Source organism: Pandoraea aquatica (genome assembly GCF_902459565.1).
In the GTDB taxonomy this organism is placed as follows: Bacteria; Pseudomonadota; Gammaproteobacteria; order Burkholderiales; family Burkholderiaceae; genus Pandoraea; species Pandoraea aquatica.
Window position 1 is genome coordinate 471,406 of the sequence record NZ_CABPSN010000004.1, and the last position, 15,839, is coordinate 487,244.

Genomic DNA, 15,839 nt, shown 5'->3' on the forward strand with positions numbered 1-15,839 from the left:
ATGCTCCGGAGGAAATTCGCATGACCCAATCTACGCTGACGACGTCGCCGACCGAAGTCACCACCGATGGCGGCCTGTCCGTCACCGGTGCTGCGGCACCCGGCGCGTTACAACGCTACGGTCGCATCGCTGCTCGCCGCCTCGCGCCGTGGGCCGTGCCTGTCGTGCTTGTCGCGCTCTGGCAACTCGCCGCAGAGCAGGGCTGGTTGTCGACGCGGGTGCTGCCCGCACCGTCCGCCGTCGTGGAAGCCGCGTGGCAACTCGCGATTACGGGACAGATCTGGCGCGACATCGGTGTGTCGACCGGGCGCGCCGTCATCGGCTTTCTCATCGGTGGCGGCCTCGGGCTGCTGCTGGGCATGCTGACGGGGCTGTCGCGCGTAGCGGAAACGGCGCTCGACTCGTCGTTCCAGATGCTGCGCAACATCCCGCATCTGGCGTTGATTCCGCTGGTGATTCTGTGGTTCGGCATCGACGAGAAAGCCAAGCTGTTCCTCGTCTCCATCGGTGTGTTCTTCCCGATGTATCTCAATACTTACGCCGGGATTCGTGCCGTCGATCCGGCGCTGGTCGAGATGGCGCGCAGCTACGGATTGCGCGGCTGGGCGCTGTATCGCGACGTGATTCTGCCCGGGGCGTTGCCGTCGATTCTGGTGGGCGTGCGCTTTTCGCTCGGCCTGATGTGGGTGACGCTGATCGTGGCGGAAACCATCTCGGCGCAGTCGGGCATCGGCTATCTGACGATGAACGCTCGCGAGTTCCTGCAAACGGACATCGTGCTCGTGGGGATTCTGCTGTACGCGCTGCTGGGCAAGCTGGCCGACGTGCTGGCCAAGGAACTGGAATTTCGCTGGTTGCGCTGGCATCCGGCCTTTCAACGAGGAGCCGCCGCATGAGCGCACAACAACTGGCCCCGGTCGCGGGTGCCGACATCGAAGCCGAATGGACGGCCGAGCAGCGCGCCACCGGCAACGCACATCGGCTGTCGCTCGATCCCCACGTCGATCCATTCGGCACGCAGTTGCCGCTGGATGCGAACGTCGCAGCGCAACGTAATGGTTCGTGGGGTGCGGGGACGAATCTTAAAGTGGTGCATCCGGCGAGTGACGCGCAAGCGCTTACGGCCCCGACTTCCGATGGATTGCGTGTCGATGCCGTGGGCAAACGTTACGGCGCGCGTTCGGTACTGTCCGACTTCTCGCTGACGATTCCGCGCGGCGGCTTCGCGGCCATCGTGGGGCGCAGCGGTTGCGGCAAGTCGACGTTGCTGCGTTTGATCGCCGGGCTGGAGACGCCTGACGCCGGGCATATCACGCTCGACGGTCATGCGTTGGGCGATGCGTCCGGCAAGGTGGCCACGCGCATCATGTTCCAGGACGCCCGTCTGCTGCCGTGGCGTACCGTGCTGGAGAACGTCGCTATCGGGCTGCCGAAATCGTCGCACGCGAAGGCGCTTGAGGTGCTGCGCGAAGTGGGGCTGGCCGAGCGCGCCGACGACTGGCCGAGTCAGCTCTCCGGCGGTCAGCGTCAGCGCGTGGCGCTGGCGCGGGCGCTGGTGCATCAGCCCGATCTGTTGCTGCTCGACGAACCGCTCGGTGCGCTCGATGCGCTCACCCGCATTGAAATGCATGCACTGATCGAACGCCTGTGGCGCGCGCACGGCTTCACGGCACTGCTGGTGACGCATGACGTGCAGGAAGCCGTAGCGCTGGCCGATCGCGTCGTGCTCATCGAAGAAGGACAACTGGGGCTGGATCAACCGGTGTCGCTGGCGCGTCCGCGTGCGCGCGGCAGCGCCGAATTTGCCGGGCTCGAAGCCCAGGTGCTGGCGCGCGTGTTGCAAACCGAAGTGGCCCCGTCGTCGCATGTCCCGGCATCCGAGCCGCTATGGCCGGCCGCGGCCGTGCGATGGGCGATCTAACGGCTTCTCACTGATTCATCGATCATATCTTTTCGGACACAGGAGTTCATCATGGGTATCACTGCTATTAACGTGCGCAACCAGTTCAAGGGCCGTATTCGCGAGATTCTGCGCGGCCCGGTGCTCTCGGAAGTCGACGTCGAGACGCCGAGCGGTATCGTCACGTCGGTCATCACTACGCGCTCGATCGACGAATTGCGTCTGGATATCGGATCCGAGGTCGTGGCGCTGGTCAAGGCCACCGAGGTGTCGCTGGCCAAGCTCTGACGCGCTATCCGTGCCAATTTTCCTGTGCAGGACGCCTGCATCGGACGCGCGCGGGGGCGTCGTCCGATGCAGGTTGCAGGAAATTCCGAGTCCCGTCTCGGACTGTGCCGCGAATGCACGCACTCGGCTGATATAATGACGGCTTCCAAATGTTGGCGACCCGCCTGCGCGAATCCCTCCGCTGCGGGCGTTTTTGTTTGTCGCCGACGCGATGCACCGAAGCCAAACCATGACCACTGTCCGCACCCGCTTTGCGCCTAGCCCGACCGGTTTCATCCACCTGGGCAACATCCGTTCCGCTCTCTATCCGTGGGCCTTCGCGCGTCACAACAACGGCGCGTTCGTGTTGCGCATCGAAGACACCGATCTCGAGCGCTCCTCGCAGCAGGCCGTGGACGTCATTCTGGAAGGCATGGAATGGCTCGGTCTCGACTACGACGAAGGTCCGTTCTATCAGATGCAGCGCATGGATCGCTATCGCGAAGTGCTGGAGCAACTGAAGGCGGGCGGTCACGTTTATCCGTGCTACATGAGCATGGAAGAACTGGACGAACTGCGCGAGCAGCAACGCGTGCGTGGCGAGAAGCCGCGTTACGACGGCCGCTGGCGTCCGGAGCCGGGCAAGGTGCTGCCCGAGCCGCCGGCCGGCGTGCAGCCGGTGCTGCGTTTCAAGAATCCACTGACCGGCAGCGTCGTGTGGGAAGACGCGGTCAAGGGCCGCATCGAAATCTCGAACGAAGAACTCGACGATCTGGTGATCGCGCGTCCGGACGGCACGCCGACGTATAACTTCTGCGTGGTCGTCGACGACATCGACATGGACATCACGCACGTGATTCGTGGCGACGACCACGTGAACAACACGCCGCGTCAGATCAACATCTTCGAAGCGCTGGGCAAGAAGTGGCCCGTGTATGCGCACTTGCCCACGGTGCTCAACGACCAGGGCGAGAAGATGTCGAAGCGCAACGGCGCGATGAGCGTCGTGCAGTACCGCGAGGAAGGCTATCTGCCGGAAGCCGTGGTGAACTATCTGGCGCGTCTGGGCTGGGCGCACGGCGATGCGGAAGTGTTCTCGCGTGAGCAGTTCGTGGCGTGGTTCGATCTGGAGCACCTCGGCAAGTCGCCCGCGCAACACAACCCGGAGAAGCTTCAGTGGCTGAACAATCAGTATCTGAAGCAGGCGGACAACGATCGTCTGGCCGGGCTGACCGAGCCGTTCCTGCAAAAGGCGGGCGTGTCGATCGAGGGTGGTCCGTCGCTGGCCGGTGTGGTCGGTCTTTTCAAGGATCGCGCCAACACGATCAAGGACATCGCGGCGAGCGCCGAGATGTTCTACCGCGCACCCGCCCCGTCGGCCGAAGATATGACGCAGCACATGACCGATGCCGCACGCGCCGCCGTGAAGGATCTGGCGGCTGCGCTGGCCGCGTTGCCCGAATGGAAGAAGGAGGCCATTTCGCCGGCGTTCAAGGCCACGCTCGCGCAGCACGGCATGAAGATGCCGCAACTCGCGATGCCGGTGCGTCTGCTTGTCGTGGGCACCACGCACACGCCGGCCATCGACGCCGTGCTGGAACTGCTGGGCCGCGACGCGGTGCTGGCGCGTCTGGCTGCCTGACCGGTTCGACGTCACGGCACGAAATTCCGGCGCAGCGACGGCGGCACCGAAAACAAAAAACCCCGGGATGCGTGAGCATCGCCGGGGTTTTTTGTTTGGGACGCCGCAAGTGCCGCGTCCCTGATGCCTTGCAGAGACTTACGCCTGCGAGCTGCCTTCCGCGGAGACGGAGAGCGTGCCCGACTTGGCCGACGGGGCCGGGCGCTTCGTGAGCGAATAGCCTTCGAGCAGCTTGACCATCTGTGCGTAGATCTTCGGGTTGCCCGCGAGGATTTCGCCTTCGAACAGGAAGTCCGACTCGCCCGTGTAGTTGCCGACCAGACCACCGGCTTCGGTGATCAGCAGGCTGCCTGCGGCCATGTCCCACGGGTTCAGGCCTTGCTCGAAGAAGCCGTCCATGCGACCGGCGGCAACGTTGGCCAGATCCAGTGCGGCAGCGCCCGGGCGGCGGATACCGGCGCAATGTTCGGTCATCGTGCCGAACATCTTCAGGTAGTTTTCCACGCCTTGCAGATCACGGAACGGGAAGCCCGTGCCGATCAGGCCGTCGGCCAGACGGTCACGACGCGAGACGCGGATACGCTTGCCGTCGAGGAACGCACCGCGGCCGCGCGAAGCGGTGAACAGTTCGTTGCGGGTCGGATCGTAGATCACGGCTTGCGAGACGATGCCCTTGTGCGCGAGGGCAATCGACGTGCAATAGTAGGGCAGGCCGTGGATGAAGTTGGTGGTGCCGTCGAGCGGATCGATGATCCACTGGAATTCCGAGCCGGCATTGCCGTGCTCTTCGCCCGATTCTTCGGCGAGGATGGCGTGGTCGGGATAGGCTTCGAGGAGGACGCTGATGATCGCTTGCTCTGCCGCTTTGTCCACTTCCGTCACGAAGTCGTTGTGCTGCTTCTTGCTGACCTTGACGGTATCGATGTCGAGGGAGGCTCGGCTGATGATGGAGCCGGCGCGGCGCGCGGCTTTCACCGCGATATTGAGCATGGGATGCTGCATGACAGATTCCTGTTAAGGCCATCGCTGGCGTGACGCACGACCCCCATTGGGCCGGTCGGCAAGCGTGGCAGACAAAGCGAACAAATTGAGCAAGAGCGATGCCCCGACAAGCGCCGCGCACAGTGTGGCGGCTCGTTTGCAGGGGCGAAAACGCGTATTTTAGCAAAAATGCGGCCGGTGCGCTTCGGAACCTGTCGATTCTGACCCTTTTTGCTGATTTTGCCGCACGCGATGCGCCGTTCGCAGCGCTGTCGACGGGTGTTTGCCGGGCGTTTCGGGGGCATTCCATCCGGTGTTGGCCCGGCACCGCGCCGAATCAGGCAAAATAGCGCCGTTGTGCGCCGTCGCAGGTTCCTGTGCTGCGCTGTCTGTCTGCTGTCGCTGTTGCTGTCGTTTCCGCTCCCGCTCCCGATTCCCGTCCATCGCCGTCTCATGTCCCAGTCTGCTCCGTCTGCTACCCATTCCTCGTCGCCGTTGTTCGATCAGGTGCGTTTCGTGCTCAACGAGACGAGTCATCCCGGCAACGTCGGCTCGGCCGCGCGAGCGATCAAGACGATGGGGTTTGGGCGGCTGGTGCTGGCCGCGCCGCGCGCCGGGTCGGACGTTCTGCGCGATCCCGAGGCGATCGCGCTTGCCAGCGGTGCCGACGACGTGCTCGCCAACACGCTGATCGTGCCCGATCTCGTGACGGCTTTGCAGGGCGTGAGCTGGGCAGTGGCGCTCTCAGCGCGCTCGCGCGAGTACGGGCCGCCGAACGCCGAGCCGCGCGAGAGTGCGGCCATCGCTGTGCAACATGCGGGGCAGGGGGAGGCCGTGGCGTTCGTGTTCGGCAGCGAGCGCACCGGTTTGTCGAACGCGGACGTGGACCGTTGCAATGCGCTTGTGCACATCCCTGCGAATCCGGTCTATAGCTCGCTCAACCTTTCGCAGGCTGTGCAACTGATCGCCTGGGAAATGCGCATGGCGTGTCTGGCGCAGGCGCGTGGTGATGCACCACAGGTCGTGACGGTAGCGACACCGGTGACCGATGCCGCTTCGCACGACGCGCTGGCGACACGCGACGACGTCGAAGGCATGCTCACGCATTTGGAGCGCGCACTCGTCGAACTCGATTTTCTCGACCCCGACAATCCCAAGAAGCTGATGACGCGACTGCGCCGTCTGTTCGCGAAGAGCCATCTGGAGCGCGAGGAAGTCAACATCCTGCGCGGCATCTCGAAGCACATCCTGGAGCGCAAGGTGCGCCGCTGATTGCTGCAAATATCGTGAAAAGGCCCTACAATCGGTAGTCATATGCCCGTCATAAACTTATCGCCTTTCGCGGATATGAATCGTTTGCGCCAGCGTTGCGCCGCCTCTCTGCCTTACCACGTCCACTGTTGTTAGCCCTGCGCTGACCCGCGTGACGCGTTGCCTCGTCGGCGTGCGTCACCGCTTCGCCATTTTGCAATGCGGCGCCTGCCACGGCCGCCGCGCTGCACATCGCTGCATTCCTGCACTCCCGGAATCACCCGCTATTACGCGACGATCCGTCCCCAAGACGGCCGGACGCCGCACGACAGGACAGACTCAGGCTTATGTTCACTCGTCTTCGCGAAGATATCGCCGCCATCCGGCAAAAAGATCCCGCTGCCCGTAGCAACTGGGAAGTCTTCACCTGCTATCCCGGCCTGCATGCCGTGATGCTGCATCGGGTGGCCCATCGCTGCTGGACGTCGGGTTTCAAGTGGAGCGGACGCTACATCTCGCAATACGCGCGCTTTCTTACCGGCATCGAGATTCATCCGGGGGCGACGCTCGGCCGGCGCGTGTTCATCGACCATGGCATGGGTGTGGTGATCGGGGAGACGGCGGTGATCGGCGACGACTGCACGATCTATCAGGGCGTGACGCTCGGTGGCACGTCGCTCACGCGCGGCGCGAAGCGTCACCCGACCCTGGAGGCGGGGGTGATCGTCGGTGCGGGCGCGAAGGTGCTCGGTGGCTTTACGGTGGGTGAGGGCGCGAAGATCGGCTCGAACGCGGTGGTCGTCAAACCGGTGCCGGCGGGTGGCACGGCGGTGGGCAATCCGGCGCGCATCGTGCGTCCCGGTGCGCCGCGCGAAGGCACAAAGGTTGGCGAGGGCGAGTGTAAGCCGGAGTTCTCGGCGTACGGCATCACGCCCAACGCCGATGACCCCGTCTCGCTCGCGATTCACGGACTGATTGAGAACGCCACGGATCAGTCGCACAAAATCGATGTCATGGTGGCGGCGCTTAACCAGCTCGGCGCGCATCTGGAGGCGCTCGGCGCGAGCAAGACTGACACGGCAGAACTGCGCAAGCTGGGCAAGGAAATTCAGGACATGTAATGCGACAGGACGTCACGTCGGCATCACGTCGGCATTAGGGATTCAAACAAAAACGGCTCGTTAGCAACGAGCCGTTTTCATATGACGAGGCGCTTACGTCGCAGAGGGCGCGAGGTCGACAGCCCTCAGGCCGTGGGCGTCCCATTGCAGATAGCCGCCGCGTGGCGGGTCCACGTCGAACTCCCAGTCGGGCAGCACCCAGCGCACGCGTCGCCCGTCGACGTGGCGTGCCGGACGATGCGTGTGGCCGTGCACCAGCGTGCGCTCGCCGGCAGCGTCGAGCAGTGCGGCGATGGCGTTTGCATTGGCGTCGGCGTAGGCCATGCGATGCGCGCCCTTGGCGGCGCTGCGTCGGCGGATGCGATCCGCAATCCCCATGCGCACGCGCAGCGGCAACGTCAGGAAGAAGGCTTTGCCGAGCGGCGAATGCGCAACGCGGCGAAAGCGTTGGTAGCCCACGTCGTCGGTGCACAACTGGTCGCCGTGGCTGAGCACGAGCGCCTGACCGAGAAACGAGAATACGCAGGGATCGTCGAGCATGACCGCGCCCGCTGCTTGTGCGAAGCGCTTGCCGAGCAGGAAGTCGCGATTGCCGCGCATCACCGCGATGGGCACGCCGCTGGCCGAGAGTTCCGCCATCGCGGCCGTCATGCGACGCGCAAATACACCGAGCGGTTCACTGGCAGGGGCGGTCGACGCAGGGGGCGTTTCGGAGCCACGGTCGGCATCGAGCATATCGTCGCCGATCCAGTATTCGAACAGATCGCCGAGGATGAAAAGGATGGACGCTTCACGCGCGGGACCGCGCAGGAAGTCTTCGAAGACTTGCACCGTCTGCGGCAGGGCCGGCGACAGGTGAAGATCGGAAATGAAAAGCGCGGGCCCGTCGCCCCGTGGTGTCACGGGGCATTGCGGGCACCGCGCAGTCGATACTGGCATCGAGTGTCGCAGCTCGCTTGAGGGCGCTTAGGCGACGATCACAGCCTTCTCGATCACGACGTCCTCAACCGGCACGTCCTGGTGGAAGCCCTTCGAGCCGGTCTTCACGCCCTTGATGGCGTCGACCACTTCCTGGCCTTCGACGACCTTGCCGAACACGGCGTAACCCCAGCCTTGCGGCGTGGGCGAGCTGTGGTTCAGGAAGTCGTTGTCGTTCACGTTGATGAAGAACTGAGCCGTGGCCGAGTGCGGATCGTTCGTGCGGGCCATGGCCAGCGTGTACTTGTCGTTCTTCAGGCCGTTGTTGGCTTCGTTTTCGATGGTCGCTTCGGTCGCCTTTTGCTTCATGCCGGCTTCGAAACCGCCACCCTGAACCATGAAGCCGTTGATGACGCGGTGGAATACCGTGCCGTCATAGAAGCCGTTCTTGACGTAGTTCAGGAAGTTCTCGACCGTCTTCGGTGCCTTGGCTGCGTCGAGTTCGATGCGAATGACGCCGTGATTGGTGTGCAGTTCAACCATGATGCTTTCCTTCTAATGAAATGATCCCGGCGGGCCGGAGGATTTTCAGCGTTTGACGACGCTGGCCGATTCGATCACGACCGTCGTGGCGGGCACGTCGGAATACATGCCCTTGCGGCTCGTGGCCACACCCTTGATCTTCTCGACGGTGTCCATGCCGGACACCACCTTGCCGAATACCGTATAGCCGAAGCCGTCCGGGTTGGGGTAATCCAGTGACGCATTATCCTTCACATTGATAAAGAATTGCGCGGTCGCGGAGTTCGGATCGGACGTGCGGGCCATGGCGATGGTGCCGATGGTGTTCTTCAGGCCGTTCTTCGATTCGCTGGGAATCGCGGCGCGCGTGGGTTTCTGGTCCATGTTCGGGGTGAAACCGCCGCCCTGAATCATGAAGCCGTTGATCACGCGATGGAAAATCGTGCCGTTGTAGAAGCCATCGTTGACGTACTGAAGGAAGTTCTCGACCGTCTTCGGCGCTGCCTTCGGGTTGACTTCGACCACGAAATTGCCCAGCGAGGTCTTGAATTGCACCTGGGGCTGCGCGTTTTGCGCAAAGGCCGGCAGGCTCGCACCCGTCAGAGCTGCGGCCGCTGCCACGGTGGCAACGCCGCCGAGCATGGCGCGACGCAGGCGATTCGGAAAGGACATGCGTGTCTCCCTGTATCGATGAGAAGGGGGAAGGTGGAACGGAGTTCGAGTCGCCAGCCCGGGCTTAGTTGCCCGACTTGCCGATGTTTTTCACGGCGGCGTCCTCACCGGGCTTTTGCGGCGACGGCGTCTGACTGACAGGCGCGGCGCGTTGCGGGGTCAGCATGTTGGACAGCAGCTTTTCGCGGTTCGATACGCGAGCCGTCGGCGCGAGCTTCAGAGATTTCTGATAAGCCTGCTGCGCGAGCTTGGCGTAGATGTCGCCCAGATTCGAATATGCGACGGCGAAGTTCGGGTTGTTGCGAATCGCGCTCTCGAGCGCGGCGCGTGCCTTGTCGTACTCGCCGGCCTGCGCGTAGAGCGCGGCCAGGTTGTTGAACGGCTCGGGCAGTTCCGGGAAGTCCTGCGTGAGTGCCGTGAAGACGTCGATGGCTTCCGCATTACGGCCCATTTCCATCAGCACACGACCGCGTGTGAAGCGCACCTGCGCGTCGCGCGGGTACTGCTTCAGATGCTCGTCGATCTTGGTCAGGGCGTCGTTGAACTTGTCCGCCTCGACCAGCTTGTTGATGGCCGATTCGCTCGCTTGCTGCGGCGTTTGCAGCGGTTTGGGCGGGGGCGGATCGGTGATGGCCTGCGCGCCGGCGGGCAGCGCGAAGAGCGCGCTGGCTACGCCGAGCGTCGCTGCCGCGAGCGTGAGTGCGCGCGCGCTGCGCGTGACGGCGGCGACCGGGCGCACGTGGGAAAGAAGGCGCGAAGGAACGTGCGTCAGGGGAGACAAAAGTGACCGGCTTCGTTGCGTCATAGTGGGTGCTTGGGATACCTGAGAGGTGCGCAAGAGATGCTATACTCGGCCGCATTCTAACAAAACACCTGCGCCCGGCCCGCGCCATTTCTCGATGTGGCGGTGGAGGCGGTTCGCAGGTTCGTTTTTTCTACCGCACGGCGCGCAGCCCGCCTCGCGATATCGCTCTCGTTTCACACGGGGATATCGTCGCAGCGTCCAGCGCTGTTGCCGCCCGGTCAAGCGCATATCTATGGATTCACTCCGTGTCTACAACTCGCTCGCGCGAGATAAACAGTCGTTCGCACCCCTCGTTCCCGGCGAAGTTCGCATGTATGTCTGTGGGATGACGGTGTACGACTACTGTCACATTGGTCATGCGCGCGTGATGGTGGTGTTCGACATGGTGCAGCGCTGGTTGCGCACGCTCGGCTATCGCGTGACGTACGTGCGCAACATCACGGATATCGACGACAAGATCATCAAACGCGCGGTCGAGAACGGCGAGACGATGCGCGAACTGACCACGCGTTTCATTGCTGCGATGCACGAAGACGCCGATGCACTCGGCGTTCAGCGTCCCGACCATGAGCCGCGTGCGACCGATTTCATTCCGCAGATGGTCGACATGATCGGCACGTTGCAACGCAACGGCTACGCCTATCAGGCCGAAGACGGCGACGTGAACTATGCCGTGCGCAAGTTCTCGACGTACGGCCAGTTGTCGGGCAAGTCCATCGAAGACCTGCGCGCCGGCGAGCGCGTGGCGGCGAATACGGCAAAGCAGGACCCGCTCGATTTCGTGTTGTGGAAGCGCGCGAAAGACACCGAGCCGGAAGAGTCGAAGTGGGCATCGCCGTGGGGCGCTGGCCGTCCGGGCTGGCACATTGAGTGCTCGGCCATGAGCTGCCAGTTGCTCGGCAACCATTTCGACATTCACGGTGGCGGTGCGGATCTGCAATTCCCCCATCACGAGAACGAGATTGCGCAGAGCGAAGGGGCGACGGGCGAGACGTTCGTCAATTACTGGATGCATAACGGCTTCGTGCGCGTGGACAACGAGAAGATGTCCAAGTCGCTCGGCAACTTCTTCACCATCCGTGAAGTGCTGGCGAAGTTCGACGCCGAAGTCGTGCGCTTTTTCATTCTGCGCGCCCAGTATCGCAGTCCGCTCAACTACAGCGATGTCCATCTGGACGATGCGCGCGGCGGACTGACGCGTCTGTACACGGCGCTCAAGGATGCAGCGAGCGACGGTGCGCCGCTGGACTGGAACGAGCCGTTCGCGCAGCGATTTGCCGCGGCGATGAACGACGACTTCAACACGCCGGTTGCCATTTCGGTGTTGTTCGAGCTGGCTGGCGAAATCAACAAGCAGCGTGATCCTGTGCTGGTGCGCCAGTTGCAGGGGCTGGCGGCGACGTTGGGCCTGCTCGGCCGCGATCCGCAGTCGTTCCTGCAAGGGGCGGCGGGCGATGAGGATGCCGGCGATGGCGATGCACTGCGCGCGTCGGTCGAGGCGCGTATCGAAGCGCGTGCTCAGGCCAAGCGTGATCGTAATTTTGCGCAAGCCGATCGCATTCGTGCCGAGTTGCTGGCCGAGGGGATCGTGCTGGAAGACCGTCCCGGAGGCGCCACCGAATGGCGTCGTGCCTGAGCGCGACGCATCGAGGCAAAACACTCATGGTGACTCGTAAATCCGTAGCCGCGAAGGTCGCAACCGCGACCCCGGCGGCCAAGCGTTCGGCAAAAGGTTCGACGACGGCGAAGCCCGTGTCGGCACCGGTCGACGGCGCGCGCCGCAGCCCGCTGAAGTCGACCGGCTCGATCGGTTCGACCGCGACGCGAACGGCGGCCGTCAAGTCGACAGCTAAGCCGACGGTTAAGCCGGCAGCTAAGTCGAAAATCAAGCCGGCCGGCAAGGCGGCGGCGGGCAAGACCGCGAAGGCGCCTGCGAAGTCGTCCGGCGTGGGCGCAGCCCGCAAGGCTTCGGTGTCCAAGGCCGGGAAGATTGAGAAGGCCGAACCGGTCGTCGCAAAGAAGGCGGCATCCAAGGTGCCGGTGAAGACGCCGCGCAAGACTGCCGCGAAATCTGCCGCGAAATCGGGAGCGGAAGCGAAGCCGGACGCGTCCAGCGTTGCCACCACGCGGCGCGTTATCGCCAAGCGCGATGGCGAGACGCGCATCGTCACGCCGGAGATCGAACGTCTCGAACATGAGGTGGTCGAGCAGGCGGTGACGGGCGTTGTGCCCTTGCCGGTTGCGCCGGGCGCAACGCGTCCCGACTTCTGGGATCAGGCGTGTGCCGATCTCATGAAGCGCGACCGAATCCTCAAGAAGCTGATTCCCCAGTTTGGCCCGGCGCATCTGACCGGGCGCGGTGAGCCGTTCGTCACGCTTGCGCGCTCCATCGTCGGCCAGCAGATTTCCGTGAAGGCGGCGCAGGCCGTGTGGGATCGCGTTGTGGCGATCTGCCCGAAGCTTTCGCCGTCGCAGTTCATCAAGGCGGGGCACGACGCGCTCGCCGGTTGTGGGCTGTCGCGCCGTAAGGCCGAGTACATTCTCGATCTGGCGACGCATTTCAAGTCCGGCGCGCTGCACGTGGACGCGTGGGCGAGCATGGACGACGAGGCCGTCATTGCCGAGCTGACCGGTATCCGTGGCATCGGCCGGTGGACGGCGGAGATGTTCCTGATGTTCAACCTGCTGCGTCCCGACGTTCTGCCGCTCGACGATGTCGGGCTGATCAACGCCATCAGCGTCAACTATTTCAGCGGTGAGCCTGTCACGCGAAGCGAAGCGCGCGAAGTCGCCGCCAACTGGGAGCCCTGGCGCTCCGTCGCCACGTGGTACATGTGGCGGAGTCTCGAGCCGGTGCCGGTCGAGTACTGATATTGCTGATCGTGCTGATCGATCGCGATCATTTACGGTATCTATAGACGCGAGGACGTATAATCCGCGTCCATTCCGTCTCATCCAGTCATTTTTGACGGCTATTGCGGGTCGACAGGCGATGAAAGTTGCCTATCTCATCCGGGTAGACGTTACCGGCGGTACAATACGCTGCCGCATTTCCGGGGAAACCTGATGAAGAACACCTTTTTGGATTTTGAACAGCCGATCGCCGAACTCGACGCGAAGATTGAAGAGTTGCGCTTCGTGCAAGACGATTCAGCCGTCGATATTTCCGAAGAGATCGAGCGCCTCTCCAAGAAGAGCCAGCAGCTCACCAAGGACATTTACGCAAACCTGTCGCCCTGGCAGGTTTCGCAGATCGCACGTCATCCGCAGCGTCCTTACACGCTCGATTACGTGCGCGACATCTTCACCGACTTTCATGAGCTTCATGGCGACCGTACCTTCTCGGACGATCACGCCATTGTGGGCGGCATGGCACGCTTTAACGGCCAGGCCTGTATGGTCATCGGTCATCAGAAGGGGCGTGACACCAAAGAACGCGCCATGCGCAACTTCGGTATGCCGCGTCCGGAGGGCTATCGCAAGGCCTTGCGTCTGATGAAGATGGCCGAGAAGTTCGGTCTTCCGCTCTTCACGTTCGTCGACACGCCGGGTGCTTATCCGGGCATCGATGCCGAAGAGCGCGGTCAGTCGGAAGCCATCGGTCACAACCTGTACGCGATGACCGAACTCAAGACGCCGATCATCACCACGATCATCGGTGAAGGCGGTTCAGGCGGCGCGTTGGCCGTGGCGGTGGCCGATACGGTCATGATGTTGCAATTCTCGACGTATTCGGTGATTTCGCCGGAAGGTTGCGCGTCGATTCTGTGGAAGAGCGCAGCGAAGGCCCCCGAGGCTGCCGAAGCGCTGGGTCTGACGGCACATCGCCTGAAGGCACTTGGCCTGATCGACAAGATCGTCAACGAGCCGCTGGGTGGCGCACAACGCGATCCGCTCGGTATGGCCGGCATGCTCAAGCGTGCGCTGGCCGATTCGCTGCGTCAGTTCCAGGGCATGAGCCACAAGGAACTGCTTGAGCGTCGTTTCGAGCGCCTGATGAGCTATGGCAAATTCAAGGAAGCCGGCGCGAAGTAAAGCGCATTCCGATGCGTCGTCGCCCGTGGTGGCGATGACGCCGAATCCGATGCCTCATCACGATTCCTCTGCTGCCGCGTTCGCATCTGCCCGATGCGACGCGGCAGTTGCACATGTGGACGTCGCTTTACGTCTGGCGATGGCGGCGCACGTCCTGTCGCATGGCGATTCCCCCTCATCACCTGCACCCCGTCTCGCACTCGCACTCAGTGGTGGCCTCGATTCGATGGTGCTGCTCGACGCGTTGGCGCATTGGCTGCAAAAGCGCCGTGAGGCGGGCGAGACGTCGCCGCAGCCGCTGGCCATCCACATTCACCACGGGCTTTCCGAGCAGGCCGACGACTGGCTCGCCGTGTGCGAGCGCGAAGCGCGCCTGCGTGGGTTCGCCTTCGAAGCGCGCCGCGTGAGTGTGCCGAGAGATGCGCGACAAGGTATCGAAGGGGCGGCGCGTGCGGCGCGCTACGAAGCGCTGGCGTCGATCTGCCTGGCGCACGGCGTCGACGGGTTAATGACGGCGCATCACGCCAACGATCAGGCTGAGACCGTGCTCTTGCAGATGCTGCGCGGTGCCGGGTTGCCGGGTGTGGCCGCGATGGCGTCGGAAAGCGCGCTGCCGGTCGTCGGGCGTCGCTCGGATCGTGTGCGTTCGTTGCGTCTATTGCGTCCGTTGCTCGACGTTTCGCGCGAGACGATGCATGCGTACGCGAAGGCGAGATCGTTGACGTGGGTCGAAGATCCGTCCAACGAAGATCGTCACTATTTGCGCAACGCGTTGCGTCACGACGTAATGCCTGCGATTGCGTCGCATGTGCCTGCGTATCGCGAGACGTTGGCGCGATTTGCGCGTCATGCTGCGCAGGCGCAGACATTGCTCGATCAATTGGCGCAGCTCGACTTCGAGAGGGCGCGTGTGCCGAATGTACGGGGCGACGACGAGCGTTTGCAGCGAACGCAGTTGCAGGGCCTCGATGCTGCACGTCTGGCGAACCTCTTGCGTTACTGGACCGCACGTCGGGGCCTGGCGACGCCACCGGAGGCGCGCCTCGACGAGTGGGTACGTCAGATTCGCGATGCGCAGGCGGAGGCGTCGATCGAATTGCCGCATGGCGAAGCGGTACTGCGGTTGTATCGCGATGAATTGCAGTGGACGGCGATTTACGAGGTGGCGGACCCGGACGATGTGGCGTCCGACGTCGTGCTGCGCTGGGCGGGCGAACGAGCGTGGCATTTACCGCAGTGGAAGGGCAGCATCGTCTTCACGCCGGTGGGGGGTGACGAAGAGATGCCGGGCAGCATCGACGAGCGCGTGTTGCGCGCATCGCCATTGGTCGCAAAGGCGAGGGCGGGTGGTGAGCGGTGGAGAGAGCATGCGCAGGGGCATTCACGGTCGCTGAAGCATTGGTATCAGAGTCGAGGTGTCGCGGCTTGGTTAAGAAGCGTACCGGTCGTGTGGCAGGCGGGGGTGATCGTCTTCGTTCCGAGGCTTGGCGTTGACGGCGCCGCGCAGCGAGAAGCGGGTGGTAAGCGATGGGTGATGGAGTGGCGCGACGAGGCGTGAAGCGGGATTCGGACGTTTGAGTGGCGGGGATTGGCGGCACCTGGCGTAGCGACTTTCAGTGGAGCCTAGCCGGGTGCTGCCAATCCCCGCGGCCCGGAAGCTTGAGAGAGCTGAGCGGGAGATGGCCGGAGCGACAAACCTGCGTGTTCCAGCTTTCAGTGGAGCCT

At 63.4% G+C, this 15,839-nt stretch carries 15 protein-coding genes; 10 read left to right on the top strand and 5 right to left on the bottom strand.

All coding sequences use genetic code 11. The features are described 5' to 3' along the window. Positions 1 to 20: 20 nt before the first annotated feature. The 4 genes from ssuC (at position 21) to gltX (ending at position 3,809) form a co-directional block, all read left to right on the top strand. Positions 21 to 896 (top strand): aliphatic sulfonate ABC transporter permease SsuC, encoded by an 876-nt coding sequence (gene ssuC / locus PAQ31011_RS16430; protein WP_150576819.1) that lies wholly within the window; start codon positions 21 to 23, stop codon positions 894 to 896. Then, positions 893 to 1,921, top strand: a complete 1,029-nt coding sequence (locus PAQ31011_RS16435; RefSeq protein ID WP_150576820.1) for an ATP-binding cassette domain-containing protein — start codon at positions 893 to 895, stop codon at positions 1,919 to 1,921. The genes ssuC and PAQ31011_RS16435 overlap by 4 nt, the downstream gene beginning before the upstream one ends. Before the next feature lie 51 nt (positions 1,922 to 1,972). Next, the gene (locus PAQ31011_RS16440) at positions 1,973 to 2,188 is read left to right on the top strand and encodes a TOBE domain-containing protein (protein ID WP_039399140.1); all 216 of its coding nucleotides are present in this window, start codon (positions 1,973 to 1,975) and stop codon (positions 2,186 to 2,188) included. Between the two features lie 229 nt (positions 2,189 to 2,417). Further along, positions 2,418 to 3,809, top strand: a complete 1,392-nt coding sequence (gltX, locus tag PAQ31011_RS16445) for a glutamate--tRNA ligase (RefSeq protein WP_150576821.1) — start codon at positions 2,418 to 2,420, stop codon at positions 3,807 to 3,809. A gap of 138 nt (positions 3,810 to 3,947) precedes the next feature. Here gltX and PAQ31011_RS16450 read toward each other — a convergent pair whose 3' ends face one another. Further along, positions 3,948 to 4,811 carry an inositol monophosphatase family protein gene (locus PAQ31011_RS16450; protein WP_150576822.1) on the bottom strand — a complete coding sequence of 288 codons (864 nt, stop codon included), beginning with the start codon at positions 4,809 to 4,811 and terminating at the stop codon, positions 3,948 to 3,950. A 432-nt stretch (positions 4,812 to 5,243) separates the two neighbouring features. Between PAQ31011_RS16450 and PAQ31011_RS16455 the strand changes: the two genes are divergently transcribed. Both PAQ31011_RS16455 and cysE read left to right on the top strand, forming a co-directional pair. Beyond that, on the top strand, positions 5,244 to 6,062 hold the full coding sequence (locus PAQ31011_RS16455; protein WP_150576823.1) for an RNA methyltransferase: 819 nt from the start codon (positions 5,244 to 5,246) through the stop codon (positions 6,060 to 6,062). Positions 6,063 to 6,388: 326 nt separating this feature from the next. Beyond that, entirely contained in the window at positions 6,389 to 7,162 is a 774-nt protein-coding gene (cysE, locus tag PAQ31011_RS16460; RefSeq protein WP_150576824.1) for a serine O-acetyltransferase, read from the top strand. A gap of 93 nt (positions 7,163 to 7,255) precedes the next feature. Here the strand turns inward: cysE and PAQ31011_RS16465 are convergent, their stop codons facing one another. The 4 genes from PAQ31011_RS16465 to PAQ31011_RS16480 all read right to left on the bottom strand — a co-directional run bounded on the left by PAQ31011_RS16465 (position 7,256) and on the right by PAQ31011_RS16480 (position 10,055). After that, positions 7,256 to 8,065 (bottom strand): UDP-2,3-diacylglucosamine diphosphatase, encoded by an 810-nt coding sequence (locus PAQ31011_RS16465; RefSeq protein WP_150576825.1) that lies wholly within the window; start codon positions 8,063 to 8,065, stop codon positions 7,256 to 7,258. Between the two features lie 63 nt (positions 8,066 to 8,128). Beyond that, entirely contained in the window at positions 8,129 to 8,623 is a 495-nt protein-coding gene (locus PAQ31011_RS16470; protein ID WP_150576826.1) for a peptidylprolyl isomerase, read from the bottom strand. 45 nt (positions 8,624 to 8,668) lie between these two features. Then, positions 8,669 to 9,274, bottom strand: a complete 606-nt coding sequence (locus tag PAQ31011_RS16475; protein WP_425495112.1) for a peptidylprolyl isomerase — start codon at positions 9,272 to 9,274, stop codon at positions 8,669 to 8,671. Positions 9,275 to 9,338: 64 nt separating this feature from the next. After that, entirely contained in the window at positions 9,339 to 10,055 is a 717-nt protein-coding gene (locus tag PAQ31011_RS16480; protein WP_246179611.1) for a tetratricopeptide repeat protein, read from the bottom strand. A gap of 256 nt (positions 10,056 to 10,311) precedes the next feature. Here PAQ31011_RS16480 and cysS point away from each other — a divergent pair, with 256 nt between their 5' ends. From cysS to tilS, 4 genes are all read left to right on the top strand, one after another. Then, positions 10,312 to 11,715 (top strand): cysteine--tRNA ligase, encoded by a 1,404-nt coding sequence (cysS, locus tag PAQ31011_RS16485; RefSeq protein ID WP_150576828.1) that lies wholly within the window; start codon positions 10,312 to 10,314, stop codon positions 11,713 to 11,715. Between the two features lie 170 nt (positions 11,716 to 11,885). Further along, positions 11,886 to 12,950: a DNA-3-methyladenine glycosylase family protein gene (locus tag PAQ31011_RS16490; protein ID WP_425495115.1), complete on the top strand. Its 1,065-nt coding sequence runs from the start codon at positions 11,886 to 11,888 to the stop codon at positions 12,948 to 12,950. A gap of 195 nt (positions 12,951 to 13,145) precedes the next feature. Then, positions 13,146 to 14,114: an acetyl-CoA carboxylase carboxyltransferase subunit alpha gene (locus PAQ31011_RS16495; protein ID WP_150576830.1), complete on the top strand. Its 969-nt coding sequence runs from the start codon at positions 13,146 to 13,148 to the stop codon at positions 14,112 to 14,114. A 115-nt stretch (positions 14,115 to 14,229) separates the two neighbouring features. Then, positions 14,230 to 15,672, top strand: coding sequence for a tRNA lysidine(34) synthetase TilS (tilS, locus tag PAQ31011_RS16500; protein ID WP_174990159.1), 1,443 nt, complete (start codon positions 14,230 to 14,232; stop codon positions 15,670 to 15,672). Positions 15,673 to 15,839 lie beyond the last annotated feature (167 nt).